Annotated in this window: 14 protein-coding genes; 6 read left to right on the forward strand and 8 right to left on the reverse strand. The window is 58.7% G+C overall.

Features of this window, described 5'->3' with window-relative positions; translation table 11 throughout:
• Positions 1 to 30 precede the first annotated feature (30 nt).
• A complete protein-coding gene (locus BM069_RS04690; protein ID WP_093321359.1) occupies positions 31 to 585 on the reverse strand; it encodes a peptidylprolyl isomerase in 555 nt (184 codons plus the stop codon).
• Positions 578 to 1,090: a peptidylprolyl isomerase gene (locus BM069_RS04695; protein WP_093320845.1), complete on the reverse strand. Its 513-nt coding sequence runs from the start codon at positions 1,088 to 1,090 to the stop codon at positions 578 to 580. The genes BM069_RS04690 and BM069_RS04695 overlap by 8 nt, the downstream gene beginning before the upstream one ends.
• 130 nt (positions 1,091 to 1,220) lie before the next feature.
• On the opposite strand from BM069_RS04695, the gene BM069_RS04700 reads away from it, so the two are divergent.
• Entirely contained in the window at positions 1,221 to 2,411 is a 1,191-nt protein-coding gene (locus BM069_RS04700; RefSeq protein WP_093320847.1) for a phosphoglycerate kinase, read from the forward strand.
• Positions 2,412 to 2,560: 149 nt separating this feature from the next.
• Positions 2,561 to 3,454, forward strand: a complete 894-nt coding sequence (locus tag BM069_RS04705; protein ID WP_093320849.1) for a fructose bisphosphate aldolase — start codon at positions 2,561 to 2,563, stop codon at positions 3,452 to 3,454.
• 269 nt (positions 3,455 to 3,723) lie between these two features.
• Here the strand turns inward: BM069_RS04705 and BM069_RS04710 are convergent, their stop codons facing one another.
• The gene (locus tag BM069_RS04710) at positions 3,724 to 5,349 is read right to left on the reverse strand and encodes an acyl-CoA dehydrogenase family protein (RefSeq protein ID WP_093320852.1); all 1,626 of its coding nucleotides are present in this window, start codon (positions 5,347 to 5,349) and stop codon (positions 3,724 to 3,726) included.
• A gap of 167 nt (positions 5,350 to 5,516) precedes the next feature.
• Here BM069_RS04710 and BM069_RS04715 point away from each other — a divergent pair, with 167 nt between their 5' ends.
• The 4 genes from BM069_RS04715 to BM069_RS04730 all read left to right on the forward strand — a co-directional run bounded on the left by BM069_RS04715 (position 5,517) and on the right by BM069_RS04730 (position 9,626).
• On the forward strand, positions 5,517 to 5,819 hold the full coding sequence (locus BM069_RS04715) for an FtsB family cell division protein (RefSeq protein ID WP_093320854.1): 303 nt from the start codon (positions 5,517 to 5,519) through the stop codon (positions 5,817 to 5,819).
• A 116-nt stretch (positions 5,820 to 5,935) separates the two neighbouring features.
• The gene (gene pdhA / locus BM069_RS04720; RefSeq protein ID WP_093320856.1) at positions 5,936 to 6,925 is read left to right on the forward strand and encodes a pyruvate dehydrogenase (acetyl-transferring) E1 component subunit alpha; all 990 of its coding nucleotides are present in this window, start codon (positions 5,936 to 5,938) and stop codon (positions 6,923 to 6,925) included.
• Positions 6,926 to 6,943: 18 nt separating this feature from the next.
• Positions 6,944 to 8,308, forward strand: coding sequence for a pyruvate dehydrogenase complex E1 component subunit beta (locus BM069_RS04725; RefSeq protein WP_093320858.1), 1,365 nt, complete (start codon positions 6,944 to 6,946; stop codon positions 8,306 to 8,308).
• Between the two features lie 10 nt (positions 8,309 to 8,318).
• Positions 8,319 to 9,626, forward strand: a complete 1,308-nt coding sequence (locus BM069_RS04730; protein WP_093320861.1) for a pyruvate dehydrogenase complex dihydrolipoamide acetyltransferase — start codon at positions 8,319 to 8,321, stop codon at positions 9,624 to 9,626.
• Positions 9,627 to 9,678: 52 nt separating this feature from the next.
• Here the strand turns inward: BM069_RS04730 and cysE are convergent, their stop codons facing one another.
• The 5 genes from cysE to BM069_RS04755 all read right to left on the reverse strand — a co-directional run bounded on the left by cysE (position 9,679) and on the right by BM069_RS04755 (position 16,503).
• Positions 9,679 to 10,494 (reverse strand): serine O-acetyltransferase, encoded by an 816-nt coding sequence (gene cysE, locus BM069_RS04735; protein WP_093320863.1) that lies wholly within the window; start codon positions 10,492 to 10,494, stop codon positions 9,679 to 9,681.
• Positions 10,495 to 10,608: 114 nt separating this feature from the next.
• Complete coding sequence (locus tag BM069_RS04740) at positions 10,609 to 14,535, reverse strand: baseplate multidomain protein megatron (RefSeq protein ID WP_093320865.1); 3,927 nt, start codon at positions 14,533 to 14,535, stop codon at positions 10,609 to 10,611.
• A complete protein-coding gene (locus BM069_RS04745) occupies positions 14,535 to 14,984 on the reverse strand; it encodes a C40 family peptidase (protein ID WP_093320867.1) in 450 nt (149 codons plus the stop codon). Before BM069_RS04745 ends, BM069_RS04740 begins: the two co-directional genes overlap by 1 nt.
• Positions 14,984 to 15,871: a DUF2163 domain-containing protein gene (locus BM069_RS04750; RefSeq protein WP_093320869.1), complete on the reverse strand. Its 888-nt coding sequence runs from the start codon at positions 15,869 to 15,871 to the stop codon at positions 14,984 to 14,986. The genes BM069_RS04745 and BM069_RS04750 overlap by 1 nt, the downstream gene beginning before the upstream one ends.
• The gene (locus BM069_RS04755) at positions 15,871 to 16,503 is read right to left on the reverse strand and encodes a DUF2460 domain-containing protein (protein WP_093320872.1); all 633 of its coding nucleotides are present in this window, start codon (positions 16,501 to 16,503) and stop codon (positions 15,871 to 15,873) included. Before BM069_RS04755 ends, BM069_RS04750 begins: the two co-directional genes overlap by 1 nt.
• Positions 16,504 to 16,505: the final 2 nt, after the last annotated feature.

Here is a 16,505-nt window from a genome sequence, read left to right on the forward strand (position 1 = left end):
GGCCTTTTCAAATTCGCTAACTTTGTCACCTCACTCGGTGACAGTCACCTTTTTCATCACATCAGGCTTGCCGGTGATGGCGCCCGAGCGCGGGTGGCCGCGCTTGATCTGATCAACAACGTCCATGCCGTCGGTCACGGTGCCAATCACCGTGTACTGACCGTTCAAAAACGCGCCTTCGTCAAACATGATGAAAAACTGCGTATTTGCGGAGTCTACGCTGTCGCCTCTACGCGCCATGCCCACGACACCACGATCAAAGTTGATGTCAGAAAACTCCTGCGTCAGGTCCGGCAAACCCGACGAGCCAGACCCCGCGCGACGCGCGTCGTAGTCAGCGTTGGTATTGCCGAACTGCACGTCACCGGTCTGCGCCATAAAGCCTTCGATCACGCGGTGAAACGCAACACCATCATAGCGACCGCCATCGGCAATCTCTTTGATCCGTGCCACGTGGCCCGGCGCGACATCTTCCAGCAGGTCGATGGTGATCGTGCCGTTGGCATAGCCCTCGACCTCGATCGTCATCTCGGTGGCCATCGCAGGCGCGGCCATCAGAGCAAAAGCGGCAACCAGATTACGCATCAACATCAGCCGCCACTTTCACGGAAACCATGCGATCCGGATACATTGGCGGCTCGCCCTTAACGATCGCATCCACATGCTCCATGCCGGAAACCACGCGGCCGTAAACCGTGTACTGACCGTTCAGGAAGTGGTTGTCTTTGAAATTGATGAAGAACTGCGAGTTCGCACTGTCGGGCATCTGGCTGCGCGCTGCGCCCAACGTGCCACGGTCATGCGGCAGCTTGGAGAACTCGGCCTTCAGGTCCGGAAGGTCGGAGCCACCTGTACCCGCCATGCGGATGTTAAAATCTTTTTCCATGTTGCCGTTGGCCACATCGCCGGTCTGCGCCATGAAACCGTCGATCACACGGTGAAACGCAACATTGTCATACTGACCCGAGCGCACCAGTTCTTTCATCCGCTCACAGTGGCCGGGTGCCACATCCGGCAGCAGTTCGATCACAACGGTGCCGTCTTTGAGTTCCATCAGGATGGTGTTTTCGGGGTCTTTGATATCGGCCATCGGGCTCTCCACTATCTAACTTTGGCCGCAAGGTAATCGCGCCTTGCCAGAAAGCCAAGAGACCGCATTGACCCCTGCCCTGATTGCGCTAGGAAAGGGGCAACCATTATTTCACAGCGGAGTGCGCCTCATGGCTTGGAAAACCCTCGATCAGATGGAGCTTGCGGGCAAGAACGTCCTGACCCGCGTTGATATCAACGTGCCCGTTTCTGACGGAGAAGTGACCGACACCACGCGCATTGACCGCATCGTGCCCACGGTGCGCGACATCCTCGCCGCCGGAGGCAAGCCGATCCTGCTGGCCCACTTTGGCCGCCCGAAAGGCGAGCGCGTGCCCGAGATGTCCTTGCAGCAACTCGTTCCTGCGCTGGAAACAGCCTTTGGCACAACCGTCATGTTCGCCGCCGATTGCGTCGGCCCAGCCGCAAAGGCCGCCGTGGATGCGCTGGCCGAGGGTCAGGTTCTCCTGCTGGAAAACACCCGCTACCACGCGGGTGAAACCAAAAACGACGCCGAGTTGACCGCGCAAATGGCCGCCCTTGGCGACGTTTTCTGCAACGACGCCTTCTCCGCTGCCCACCGCGCGCACTCTTCCACCTGTGGCCTCGCCCACGCCCTGCCATCCTGCGCAGGCCGTTTGATGCAGGCCGAACTCTCCGCCCTCGAAGGCGCGCTTGGCACGCCCATCCGCCCCGTGACCGCTGTTGTCGGCGGCGCAAAGGTGTCCACCAAACTGGAACTCCTCGGAAACCTCGTCGGCAAAGTTGACCACCTCGTGATCGGTGGCGGCATGGCCAACACCTTCCTCGCGGCCCAAGGCATCGACGTGGGCAAATCGCTGGCCGAACACGACATGACCGACACTGCCTCGGAAATCCTCGCAAAAGCCAAGGACGCTGGCTGCACCATCGTTCTGCCCACCGACGTCGTGGTCGCCCGCGAATTTGCCGCCAACGCCGCGAATGAAACCGTCGCCGCGAACGCCTGTCCTGCGGATGCGATGATCCTCGACGCTGGCCCCGCAACCGTGGCCAAGGTGGCGGAGGTTTTCGCCGCATCCAAAACCCTGATTTGGAACGGCCCGATGGGCGCGTTTGAAATCGAACCGTTTAACGCCGCCACCGACGCCGCCGCCCTTCAGGCCGCAGCCCTCACCAAATCCGGCGCGCTTGTGTCGGTCGCTGGTGGCGGAGACACCGTCGCGGCCCTGAACGCCTCCGGTGCCGCCGCCGATTTCACCTATATCTCCACCGCTGGCGGCGCTTTCTTGGAATGGATGGAAGGCAAGGAATTGCCCGGAGTTGCGGCTCTCAGCCAGTAAATCGGGCCAATATTTGCGCGAATAATTAAGACGAGACTCAAATTAAATTACGCTAGCGCCACCATAATTGAAACCCTTGCCACGCTGATCTAAGACGCGGGGCAAAGGGGCTTAACGCCTTTTGTAAAACCAGTTTTTAGGGGTCAGACATGACAAACCAAGCTCAAGCGGAAAAAATCTCTGCAGGACAAGGCTTCATCGCCGCACTCGACCAATCCGGCGGCTCGACCCCCAAAGCTCTTGGCCTTTATGGCATCGAAAGCGATGGCTACGCCAACGACGCGGAAATGTTCGACCTGATCCACGGCATGCGCGCCCGCATCGCCGAGGCCCCTGCCTTTACCGGCGACAAGGTTGTCGGCGCGATCCTGTTTGAAATGACCATGGACCGTGAAATTGCCGGCAAGCCGACACCGACCTACATGTGGGAAGAGAAAGGCGTTGTGCCGTTCCTCAAAGTCGACAAAGGCCTCGCGGACGAAGAAAACGGCTGTCAGGTGATGAAGCCGATGCCGGAACTCGACACGCTCTGTGAACGCGCCGCCGCCAAAGGCGTGTTTGGCACGAAAATGCGCTCTGTAATTTCGGCTGCCAACGAGGCCGGCATCCGTGCCGTTGTCTCCCAACAGTTCATGGTTGGCGAGCAGATCATCGGCCACGGCCTGATGCCAATCATCGAGCCCGAAGTCACCATCTCGATCGCAGACAAGTCCGAGGCCGAAGACATCCTTCTGGCCGAGCTGACCTCCGCACTGGACGCCCTGCCCGCCGATCAGCAGGTCATGTTAAAGCTGACCCTGCCCAACACCGCTAACCACTACAAACCGCTGGTCGACCACCCGCGCGTGATGAAGGTTGTGGCACTCTCTGGCGGCTACTCCCGCGAAGACGCAAACGCCAAGCTGGCCGAGAACACCGGCATGATCGCCAGTTTCTCCCGCGCCCTGACCGAAGGTCTAAGCGCACAGCAGTCAGACGCCGAGTTTAACGACACCATCGCGTCCTCGATCGACAGCATCTATCAAGCTTCCGTCGCAGGCTAAGACTTTAGAACATTTTTTGGGTGCGCATGTCCTGCGCACCCTTTTTTGTGGCTACTCGCCAACACAGGGCGCGCGCCTGGCCGAGGTTAATTTCGCGTATCGGCAACGTCCGCGCCCTCAACTCTCCCGCAAGGTCAACGCAACACCGCCCGCCGCATTAATTAATGTCTCCAACGGAAAACGGCCGCACCGCACCGACGCGATACAGCCGAAATACCGACGTAGTACCGACGTTCTTAAAAACAGCCTGAAAGCACCGAAGCCGGAGCTTAACCAACCTCCAGCCGCGCCAGAATGTCATCCACCCGCAGGTCAGACACAGCCCCTGCAAAGCTCCCGCGATCCCCTGCTACGCGAGAGCCCACAAACCCTTCCGCCACAGCACTTGGCGCGGTTTTTATCAGGCTCGCTGCTGTTAACAGATTGGCCAAACTCTCGGTGAACCACCGCGCCTCAGCCTCCGCCGGAAGTCGCGGCCAACGCCCCACATGCGCCTTCAACGCCGCGTCATAGCGCGCATCGGATCCTGTCACCGACGCCAACAAATTCATCAGTGCATCACCCGCAGCCGGCTGCTTCACTAAGGCCCTAAGCACATCCAAACAAATGACATTTCCGGATCCTTCCCAGATCCCGTTCAGCGGTGCCTCGCGGTAAATCATCGGCATCGGTGTCTCCTCGACATAGCCCATGCCCCCCAACACCTCCATCGCCTCTGCAATGACGCCAATACAGCGCTTGTTGTTCAGATACTTCGCCAAGGCTACACCGATCCGCGCCAAGGCACGGCTTTCGTCGTCATCCCGATCAAACGCCCCCGCCAGCATCATCCCCACCGAAAGTGCCGCCTCAGTATCCACAGCCAAATCCGCCAAAACCGACCGCATAAGCGGCTGATCTATCAGCCTTTTCTGAAACGTCGACCGTCCGTTGACCCACCAGTGTGCCTCCTCCAAGGCAGCCCGCATCAAACCGGCCGGCGCAAGAACCGTATCCAGCCGCGTGTGATGCACCATCTCGATAATCGTGCGCACCCCCGCGCCTTCTTCGCCCACGCGATAAGCCAGCGCGTCGTGATATTCGATCTCCGAACTCGCATTTGCCTTGTTGCCCAACTTGTCCTTAAGCCGCTGAAGACGCAGTCCATTTCGCTCGCCTTCCAACCAGCGCGGCACAAGGAAACAGGTCAACCCGCCTTCGGCTTGCGCCAAGGTCAGAAACCCGTCACACATCGGCGCCGAGCAAAACCACTTGTGTCCCCGCAGCCGGTAGTGATCCCCGTCCCGCCGCGCAACAGTGGTGTTGGCCCGTACGTCCGAGCCCCCCTGCTTCTCGGTCATGGCCATGCCCAGAGTCGCGCCCGCCTTGCCCTCAATCGGTGTCAACGAAGGATCATAAACCCCTGATGTCAAACGCGAGTTCCATACGTCCTCCAACTCTGGCTGATTGCGCAACGCTGGCACCGCCGCATAGGTCATCGTCAACGGACAGGCCACGCCAGGCTCCAGTTGCGCCTGATAATAAACCATCGCCGCATGGGTCGCGTGACCACCCGCCTGACCGTCCCACGCAACAGACGCGTACCCCGCCTCCAACCCTGCCGCCATCAACTGATGATAGCCGGGATGAAACTCCACCTCATCCACACGGCGTCCCGCCCGGTCAAACAGCTTCAGACGTGGCAGATCGCGCCGCGCGTCCTCCGCCGCTATCTGCAAAACCTCAGACCCAAAGCGCGCGCCGACCTGCGACAGATGCTGCCCCCGCGCCCCATTGGCCCCCGCGTGATCCTGCAACGCGCGGTCCTGCGACCAGTAGTTTTTTAACCTTTTGGGATCAGGCTGGTTGAAGACGTCATGCGTGCCCAATTGTGTGACAGGTTGCGAATAATCCATGTGGTCCTCCCTCTTGGCAAAAGCCTGTCGCCCGATGTCGTTGCTGCCAACTCTACCGTTGCGTCACCAATTTTCCGACGTTTGGTTGCGTTTCAGGGATTCACACGGCGAATCACTTGCGCTATAGTGATTCAAGACGCCCAAATAGAGGCGTGTAAGAGGCAGAAATGACAGCAAAAAAATCACGTCCCGCCCTTGGTGTGTTCGGTTTTATCGGGCTGGCAATGGCTGTTTCCATCTACTTTATTTTCGCCGCTGTTCAGGGGGATTACGGCCTTTTCCGGCGCGTGGAAATCGTCGCCGACAAAGAACGTCTTGAGGCAGAATTGCTCAAACTGGAAACCGAGGTGGCCCGTATGGAAAACCTCACCCACCGTCTTTCTGACAGCTATCTCGACCTCGATCTTCTGGATCAACAGGCGCGCGATGTGTTGGGCCTGCTGCGCTCTGACGAAATTGTAGTTCGCTGATTTTCGCCTAGCGTACTGATTGCGCGGCGCTTTTTCCTCTCGCAACCCATTCTGCAATCCGCTACGCTCCTCCCAAGACTAGTTTAAGGCTAAACTATTTGCCTGGGAGGAATGCGATGGCTGCCAAGCGCCCCGCCAAAAAATCCAACGTGTCCGGCGAAGAGCTGACACAATATTACCGCGACATGCTGTTGATCCGCCGGTTCGAAGAAAAAGCCGGCCAGCTTTATGGCATGGGTCTGATCGGTGGCTTCTGCCACCTCTATATCGGTCAGGAAGCTGTGGTTGTCGGCCTTGAGGCGGCAACCAAAGAAGGCGACAAACGCATCACCTCTTATCGCGACCACGGCCATATGCTGGCCTGCGGGATGGAAGCCAACGGTGTCATGGCCGAACTCACCGGCCGCATTGGGGGTTACTCCAAGGGCAAAGGCGGCTCGATGCATATGTTCTCCAAAGAGAAGCATTTCTACGGCGGCCACGGCATTGTCGGCGCGCAGGTGCCCCTTGGTGCAGGCCTGTCTTTTGCCGACAAATACAAGGGCACCGACAACGTAACCTTCACCTATTTCGGCGATGGCGCATCCAATCAGGGACAGGTTTATGAGACCTTCAACATGGCCGCCCTCTGGGAATTGCCCTGCATCTTTGTGATTGAGAACAACCAATACGCTATGGGCACCGCGCAAGCGCGGTCCACTTCCTCTCAAGATATCTACAAACGCGGCGAAGCCTTTGGAATCCCTGGGGAAATGGTTGACGGTATGGACGTTCTTGCAGTTAAGGACGCCGGCGAACGCGCGGTGAAACACTGCCGCGCGGGCAAAGGCCCCTACATTCTCGAGGTCAAAACATACCGCTACCGAGGTCACTCTATGTCCGACCCCGCCAAATATCGCACCCGCGAAGAAGTGCAAAAAATGCGCGAGGAACGCGACCCAATCGAACACGTGCGCCAGCTTCTTTTGACCGGCAAACACGCCTCCGAGGACGACCTCAAGGCAATCGACAAAGACATCAAGGCCGTGGTCAACGCCAGCGCCGAATTCGCCAAAGAAAGCCCGCTGCCCGATGAGGCAGAGCTTTGGACCGACATCTACGCTTAAGGACGAGAGGACACGATCATGGCAACTGAAATTCTCATGCCCGCCCTCTCTCCGACCATGGAAGAAGGCACGCTGGCCAAATGGCTGGTCAAAGAAGGTGACACCGTCCAAAGCGGTGATATCATTGCAGAAATCGAAACCGACAAGGCGACGATGGAGTTCGAAGCCGTGGACGAAGGCACCATTGGCAAAATCCTCGTGGCTGAAGGCACCGAAGGCGTCGCGGTCAACAGCGTCATCGCCATTCTCGCTGAAGATGGCGAGGATGTGAGCGCCGTCGAAGTTTCCGCGCCGGTCTCATCGGCTCCCGAAGCGGCGCCAGTCGCTACTGCTCCTGCACAAGCCGCAGCTCCCGCCGCTCCGCAACCAGACCTGACGCCCGACTGGCCCGAAGGCACACCGATGAAAACCTGCACCGTGCGCGAGGCTTTGCGCGACGCGATGGCCGAAGAAATGCGTGCCAATGACGCTGTATTTCTGATGGGAGAAGAAGTCGCGGAATACCAAGGGGCTTATAAGGTTTCCCAAGGTCTTCTGGATGAGTTCGGCTCCAAACGGATAATTGACACCCCGATCACCGAGCACGGTTTTGCCGGTATCGCGGTCGGCACGGCCTTTGGCGGATTGAACCCGATTGTCGAATTCATGACATTCAACTTCGCCATGCAAGCCATTGACCAGATTATCAATTCCGCTGCTAAAACACTCTATATGTCCGGTGGCCAAATGGGCGCACCTATGGTGTTCCGAGGCCCCAACGGCGCGGCAGCCCGCGTAGGTGCACAACACAGTCAGGACTACGCCGCATGGTACGCGCAAATTCCCGGCCTGAAAGTCGCGATGCCCTACTCCGCAGCCGACGCCAAGGGTCTGCTCAAATCCGCAATCCGCGATCCAAATCCGGTGATCTTCCTTGAGAATGAAATCCTCTATGGCCGCAGCTTCGAAGTGCCTGCTATGGACGATTTCACCATCCCGTTTGGCAAGGCCCGAATCTGGCGAGAAGGCACGGATGTGACCATCGTCAGCTTCGGCATAGGTATGCAATACGCGCTAGAGGCCGCTGACAAACTGGCCGAGGACGGCATCTCCGCCGAGGTCATCGACCTGCGCACCCTGCGCCCGATCGACTATGACACGGTGATCGCCTCGGTGATGAAAACCAACCGCTGCGTGACCGTTGAGGAAGGCTTCCCTGTTGGCTCAATTGGCAACCACCTGTCGGCCACCATCATGCAACGCGCGTTTGACTATCTTGACGCGCCGGTGATCAACTGTGCCGGCAAGGATGTTCCCATGCCCTACGCAGCCAATCTCGAGAAACTGGCGCTTGTGACCACGGACGAGGTCGTCGCAGCTGTGAAACAAGTGACTTATCGCTGAGGAGACTGACATGCCCATTGAAATCCTCATGCCCGCCCTTTCGCCCACTATGGAAGAAGGCACGCTGGCGAAATGGCTGGTCAAAGAAGGTGATGAGGTCTCCAGCGGAGATCTGATTGCTGAGATCGAAACCGACAAGGCCACCATGGAATTTGAAGCCGTAGACGAAGGCGTGATCGGCAAGATCCTCGTGGCCGAAGGCTCCGAAGGCGTCGCCGTCAATTCGCCCATCGCCATTCTGCTCACCGACGGTGAAACCGCTGATGAAATCGGCACAACACAGGCCAAGGCGCCGGAAGCGGCCCTAGCCGCCGACGCAGGCAAAGAGGCAACACCCTCTGGGGTCTCCGAGGCACCTGCCCCCGCTGCCGCAACAAACGCGGACGGGTCCCGAATCTTCGCCTCTCCTCTGGCGCGGCGTATTGCGGCGAACAAGGGCATAGACCTTGCTACAGTCCAAGGCTCCGGCCCGCGTGGTCGGATTGTCAAAGCAGACGTCGAAGGTAGCACCGCAACCGCCCCTGCTCCGGCGAAAGCAGCGACCGCAGCCTCTGCCGGCACGACAGCGCCAGCCCCGATCGCCTCTGGCCCCGCCACCGAAACGGTGCTGCGCATGTATGAAGACCGCGAGACCGAGGAAATCGCGCTCGACGGTATGCGCAAAACCATCGCGGCGCGCCTAACCGAAGCCAAACAATCCATCCCGCACTTCTACTTGCGTCGCGACATCAAACTTGACGCGCTTTTGTCCTTCCGCAGCCAGCTCAACAAACAGCTTGAGAAACGCGGTGCCAAACTGTCGGTGAATGACTTTATCATCAAAGCCTGCGCGCTGGCCCTGCAACAGGTGCCCGAAGCCAACGCCGTCTGGGCCAACGACCGCATTCTACGTTTGAAACCCTCCGATGTGGCCGTCGCAGTCGCCATCGAAGGCGGGTTGTTTACACCGGTCTTGAAAGATGCCGATGCGAAATCTCTCTCGGACCTTTCGTCCGAGATGAAAGATCTCGCCACGCGGGCACGTGACCGCAAACTTGCGCCGCATGAATACCAAGGCGGCAGCTTTGCAATTTCCAACCTCGGGATGTTTGGCATCGACAATTTCGACGCTGTGATCAACCCACCACACGGCGCCATTCTCGCGGTCGGCGCTGGCACCAAGAAGCCGATTGTGGGCGAAAATGGTGATCTGGACGTCGCCACGGTGATGTCCGTGACTCTCTCTGTTGATCACAGGGTCATTGATGGCGCGCTGGGTGCGCAACTTTTGCAAGCCATTGTCGACAACCTCGAAAACCCGATGGCAATGTTGGCTTAACACACAAAAAGGACCGGAAATTCCGGTCCTTTCTAAAATTCGGCCAGTGGCCTTAAGCTTTTGAACAGTCTACAAAATCCTGATCCATGCTGACGGCTGGCTGATCGCACCCTGCCTCACCGACCACTTTGGCCGGCACACCTGCCACGGTCGTGCAGGGCGGCACTTCCTGAAGCACAACAGAACCAGCCGCGATACGGCTGCAATGGCCCACCTTGATATTGCCCAGCACCTTGGCCCCAGCGCCGATTAGAACACCATCCCCGATCTTGGGATGCCGGTCCTCTTCTTCTTTTCCGGTTCCGCCCAGCGTTACTGAATGCAGCATCGACACGTTGTCACCAACAACGGCGGTTTCACCGATCACGATGGAATGCGCATGGTCGATCATGATGCCTTTGCCGATCCGCGCAGCGGGGTGAATGTCGATTCCAAAGATTTCGCTCGTGCGCATCTGGATGAAATAGGACAAATCCGTCCGCCCCTGCTGCCAAAGCCAATGTCCGATGCGATAGGCCTGCACCGCTTGATAGCCTTTGAAATACAAGATCGGTTGCAAAAGCCTGTGACACGCTGGATCGCGATCAAAGATTGCCATCAGGTCCGAGCGCGCAGCCTCTGTCAATTCCGGTGACGCGGCAAAGGCCTCATCCGCAATTTCGCGCAGAATAACCATCGACATTTCGTTCGATGAAAGCTTGGCCGCAAAGCGATAGCTCAACGCACGTTCCAGAGATGCATGGTGCAAAACGCAGGCATGCACCAACCCGCCCATAAGCGGTTCTTCGGTAACAGCTTCGCGCGCCTCATTCGTGATGCGCTGCCAAACCGGATCAACTTCGGTCAGTTTTGGGTTCAACTCAGCCATGGTGTTCTCATCCTCTCCGCGCCAATCTACTACAGATAGGAGTGGCGTCGCAAATTCAAAGCCGTGAACATGGCGATCAGTCATAAAGATGTGATCACCCCGAAACTTCCTCCGTCACATCTGAGGCAAGGCCAGCGCGGCAAATTTGCCTGCGCCAAATCTCGTGGACAGTTGTGCAATCTGCAATCTGTCGCCACCTGCGGCCAAATCTGAACTCAAATCAGACGCCGGATAGGACCACACAGGTGCAGAGACTGTGACTTCGCGCAGGACCTGCTGCCCTTTGCAAACCCGTATCAGATACTGCTCGCTGTCTTCTCCAAGGGGCACTTCGACCACTTCCCACGGATCTCCGTCAATTCGCGTCCGCCGCGTCCAGCTGATGTCCAAACCGCCAAGACCATCCGCACGAGCCTTCAGATGTACCGGCGCATAGGGGCGCAGCCCCAAGCCAGCGAAGGCGTGCACATGATGGCTATAACTTGGGTCTGACATGGCGCGGCCAGCCGCGCCGATCCGGTAGTGGCGCGCGACGTTTCTCAGGGTTGCGGCAATATCCAATTGGCGTACCGCGGCATCAATCGCCACAATCCATGAGCCCACCGGCCAGACATGAGCCTCTGACTGTTCTGTACCCAATTGCCCCCTCAACCGGTGCTCAAGCATATACCGGCGATCTCCCACCGCATTGACGCTTTGGGCCTGAAAAAGCTCCCAGTTGTCTGCCGATCCATCCCCGATCGCAAACAGATTGCCACCGTTTAGGAAGGCCACGTCGCCAACGCTTTCCAATTCACCATTTAGCAGACGGATCTCCAACGCAGTGCCACGATCCACCCGCCCCGACGGTGCAGTGCCCAGCGCCGATTGCGTCACGCCGATCACTGCCGCGCCATTCAGCACTGTGTTGAGGGCATATCCTTCGTCCGCATCGGCTTCATAAACCGCAACAGACCCAGGCCAAGGACGTGCAGTGACGGCCAAATGCGGCGCATGGGCCGCTTCTGTGCCGCGGATCAATGGCAAATCCAGAAACAGGCTTTGCACCGGCACGGGCGCCACAAACGGGCTGCTGCGCGGGTCGTCGTCCGGCAGTGGCGCAATGTCATAGATCGCGTCTTCCTGCCGCGCCGCTTCGATGACCTGCACACCGGCCTGGGTGAGCCTATCAATGCGATAGCACTCCTCAGGAGCGTCTGCGCTATCAAATGAAACCATGTCGCCGACACCGATATGCAAACGCGAAGGCGGCAGGGAGAATTTCACTCCGTCCCGCGCAACCCGTGCTTCCGCCAGCCAGCGTTCTGCGGTCTGGCGACCTTCGGCCCGCGTCATCACCAAAGGCAGCTCACTCTGTGTCACGGCAAAGCTTTGTTCCCCAGGCAAGATCGCCTCTTCGGCCATTGCCCCATAGTCGCGCCCAGCCTCTAGGAAACCAAGCCGAACCCGCCCCGAGATTTCCGCATCCGGTGCGCGTTGCTTTTCCAGATCGCCCTCAAGTTCTGAAGAGACCGCGCACTCTGCCTCATCCAGCGCAACGGCCGCTTTGTCCCCCCGCATCGCAAAGACCAACTGGCCTTCCCGTTCCAGCGCATCAAACCCGTAGCGCAGCATCAAAGGTTGCAACGCGGCTCGACCATCTGACACCTCTGTCTCCTCATAACCGCGCACCACGCCACGCAAATCAGACACGTCAAAGTGCGCCACGCCCGCGGCACGGCAGATCTCTGCGACCACCGACGCAAGCGTCCGGTTTCCGCTTCGCCCGTTAATCCAGTGCCCCCGCGCATGATTGCCACCGTCGCTCCACAAAGAACGATTGTTCGGGAAAAACGGAAATGGCCGCGTGTCCCACGCCCAGACAAAGCTGCGGGACATGTCAATCATCGCCGCCCCGTAAGTTGCCGACACCGGATTGTTGGCCTCATCGCTCCAATAGCGCTGCATAGCCTCCAGATACGCCTGTTGCATCGCGTCGTCGCGCGCGCCGTTTGAATAAAATGGCAAGGCACTTTCCGAAGACCGTTCATCATGGAAAACGTTGGGCTGATTTGTTCCCTTGTCGATGGCTGCGCAACCTATTTCCGTAAACCAGATCGGTTTGGATTGCGGCTCCCACGGTGTCGGAGTGGCAAGACGCGTACCGCCCACACGATTGTGGTGCGAAGTGTGCCACCAAGACCGGAGATCTTTATACCGATAAACCCACGGCTCCCCATAGGCGTCATCAGAAATCACTTGGCGGCGCTGCGCATCGCGCGCGGTTTGGGACGAATAATACCACTCATAACCCTCACCGCCTTCGATATTGGCCATCAGATACTCTATGTCATGCGGCCCCTTCCAATGTTTTGCATCCATATGGTCCCGCCCGTCCCTCCAGTCCGACAGGGGCATATAGTTGTCGATACCAACAAAATCGATCTCGCTGTCCGCCCAAAGCGGATCCAGATGGAAATAGACATCCCCCGTTCCGTCCTGCGGATGGTATCCGAAATACTCAGACCAGTCCGCCGCATAGCCGATCTTGGTCTCAGGGCCGAGAAGTATCCGCACCTCCGCAGCCAAATCCCGCAGCGCCTCCACCGCAGGAAAGCCGCTCTCACCGCGTATTTGCGTCAGCCCGCGCATCTCTGACCCGATACAAAAGGCCGCCACACCACCTGCCGCCGCACATAGGGCCGCATAGTGCAGAACAAAGCGGCGATAGCGCCACTCATCCGGCCCCGTGTATTGGACGGCTCCATCCGTCACAGTAAAATCACCCGCCATCGCAGTCCCCATAAAGGCCGCGACTTCCTCGTCAGCGGCCGAGGTGCCATCCGGCGTGTTGTCACGACCCGCAGCCACGCTGCTTGTGATGCGCCCGCGCCATGGCAGGACCGGTTGATCTGTGGCATCGCTCCAGGGATCAGGCAGACCATTATCGGCCAGCTGTTCCATTAGGATAAAGGGATAGAACATCACATCCTGCCCTGCGTCCCTCATATGCACAATCGCTTCAACCACTGCGGCGTCTGCGGGTGTGCCGCCATAGATTGGCCTGCCGTCCTGCTGCGCAATGGTCTGTGCATTGGCGCGCGCCAACCCAGACACAAGCCACGGCATATTGCGGCCATCCGCATCATTGCTTTCGACCTTAGGGCGTAGTTCACACTGACCCGCCCTCAGATCATTGCCAAACCAACTCACAACCAGCGACGCCGCCTCACAATTGGGCAACTCCTCCCCAAGCGCCTCTAAGGATGCAGTGAAATCGGTCTTACCCGCAGGGCTGTTCTCATTTGCGCTCCACTCTTCCCCAACGCCCTTGCGGTAAAACACAGGCGTTGTGGCAAGGGCGTACTCTCCGGTTCCCGGAACCAGTGCCACCGCTCGGACAGACTGCGCATAGTCACTCTGAACCTCAGGCTGATCTTCGGGCGTCAGGCGCATTACTTCGAAAGTGAACTGCGGCACCCGATTGCCAAACCGCGCAAGATGCAAATCCTCAAACACAACATAGGCTGTTCCGCGATAGGCCGGCACAGAGCCCGTGCCCTCCACGGCTTCCATCTTGGCATCCGGCATCTGATCCTGCGTACCAAGGTGAACCCGCATATCCAAATCTTCCGGCGACACCTCGATCCCATCCGCCCAAATTCGCCCCACCCGTGTAATCTCGCCCTCACACAGCGCGATTGCCAGTGACACCGAATAGCTGTGCTCTCTGGTCTTTGGCTGCGATGGCGCGCCCTTGCCGCCACCGGTGACAGTCACGTGCTCCTGAAACCGTGTGGCCCAGATCACATGTCCGGCAACCCGCGTCCGCCCATAAAGGCGACTGATCGCAGATCCTTCCGCCGATCCGGTCATACGAAACCGCTCGACCTTGCCACTATCCACAACGTCGGACCCGCCACCCATCAAACGTTGGTCAATCAACCGCCCAGCAGTGGCACCAACCAGTCGCCCGATCGCAACCGAAGAAATCCCCGCCAGCGTGCCTCCCACCGAGCCACCGACCGCCGCTCCGGCCGCCGCCAAAATCACCGTCGCCATCACTCACACTCCTCAGGAAACTCAAATCGGGCCACCACGCGCCGCCGCCAGGCCGCCCCCAAAGGGCTTTCGATCACGCCGTGCCCGCTATAGGCGTGCACAAACTTCGGGGCTCGACCCGTATCGCTCAGAATGCCCAGATGTTTTGCCACAGCCGAACTGCGCATGCGAAAGAGCAGAACGTCCCCACAAACCCAATCAGCCTCGCGTGGCTTGGACATTAAATGCCGCCGCGCCGCCAGCCAAAGCCGTTCATCACCTGATGGTTCCGACCAATCCCGACTATAGGGCGGTGGTCTCTCTGGTTCATGACCATAGAGATCGCGCCAAATGCCACGGATCAAACCAAGGCAGTCCGCCCCAACGCCCAACCTGCTCGCCTGATGAAGATAGGGCGTACCAATCCAAGCCCGCGCAGCCTCGACCACCCGTGTATCATGCCCCCCCATCACCGCAGGCTCCCGCCGGAATTGTCGGTAGTGCTCACCGGATAGCTGGTTATCCAATCCTCGCCAGGAATGTCCGGAAACCCTCGAAAATTGACCAGATTGCCAAATTTGTAGCGACAGGTTTGAAATCGCTTGTCGCAACCAACGGTCAGCCGGACAAAATCACCGGCTTGAACTTTCGCACGCAGGGTTTCCCACAATTCGATCTCGCGGGCGCCTGTTTTCAGGAACCGGTCCGCCTTGATCACAGCTTCAAGGTTCACCGCATCTCCACTCAGGATTTCAAGCCGCCCCCTCGTGAACCACCCGTCCTCAAATCCATCCAGATCGCGCCAACGCAGCACCCGCCCGTCTTCGATCTCCTCAACCGCACGTTCTTCTGTGAAACCAAGCCCGCCAAGATCAAACTTGCATGCCCTGTCGCCAAGCACCGCCGAACACGGTCTTTGATAAACCCCTCCACGCGGGATGTTCAGCGTCTCGCTCAAACCTCGCAATTCCGCTGTGAACGCCCCACCCGCGCGCCGAATCTCCCCGATTGAGCCGCGAAACACGACTTGCCGGTCGCCCACGTTTGACCAATTCAGCAACCATGCAACGATCTCGGCCCCGTCAAACCGTCCCGCTTCGATATCTTCATCGCGCACCGCCGCATCGGTCAGCATCCCGACAGCCTCTAGATTGTCTACCGAAAGGCCTGTGCCCTGCTCAATCGCAGTTGCTGTCAAACCCGTAGAGGCTCGAAAGGTCACACCATCAAAAGTCAAATCGCAATCGTGGTCGGTAAACCCGTAGATCACGCCATCCTTGCGGGTGATCTGCCAAGCCCGCGCCACCGTCGTTGCGCTGCTCTGCAAATGCGCTTTCAACCCATCGTGAAACCCCATCAGACACGCACCTCCACCACCGGCACGTTAGGCACGTCGCCAGCCTTAAAACTCGCAACGCTGGTCTGGATGTGGTCCGTGTCAAACCGCACCGGCACATCAAACTCAAACCCTGCCGTGATCTCGCGATCTGCATTGGGAGGATGCTCAAAGGTGACTATCCCCGTCGCCTCATCCACTTCGAAATGTACGCCTTCCTGCAAAACATCGCCCGCAACCCCCACTTTCACCGTTCCCTGAACCGGCTTCAAAATCGGACGGCGATACGCGTGTTCGCCCGACCTGTAAGTCTTGATCAACTGAAACTGCGCCGTCACGTCGTCGCCCACCGCAATCACCTGATCGCGGTAATCCACCTCCGCCGACGCCACGCAACTGCGGAAATCCGACCAATCTTTCCAGCGAAACCCGTGCAACATTCCGTGCCGCGCCTCAAAGAAGGCAATCAGCGTTTCCACATCATCCAGCGACCGCATCCCGACTCCCGCGTCATAGCGACGAAGCGAATGCGCCCAGGGCGAATTGCGCTCTTCAAACCCGTTGACCAGCGTCACCACTTCGGTGCGCCGTTCCGGCCCCCCCACCGAGCCAAAGCTCAGGTTGGCGGGAAATCGAACCTCGTGAAATCCCATGA

This window comes from Shimia haliotis, from assembly GCF_900114415.1.
GTDB lineage: Bacteria > Pseudomonadota > Alphaproteobacteria > Rhodobacterales > Rhodobacteraceae > Shimia > Shimia haliotis.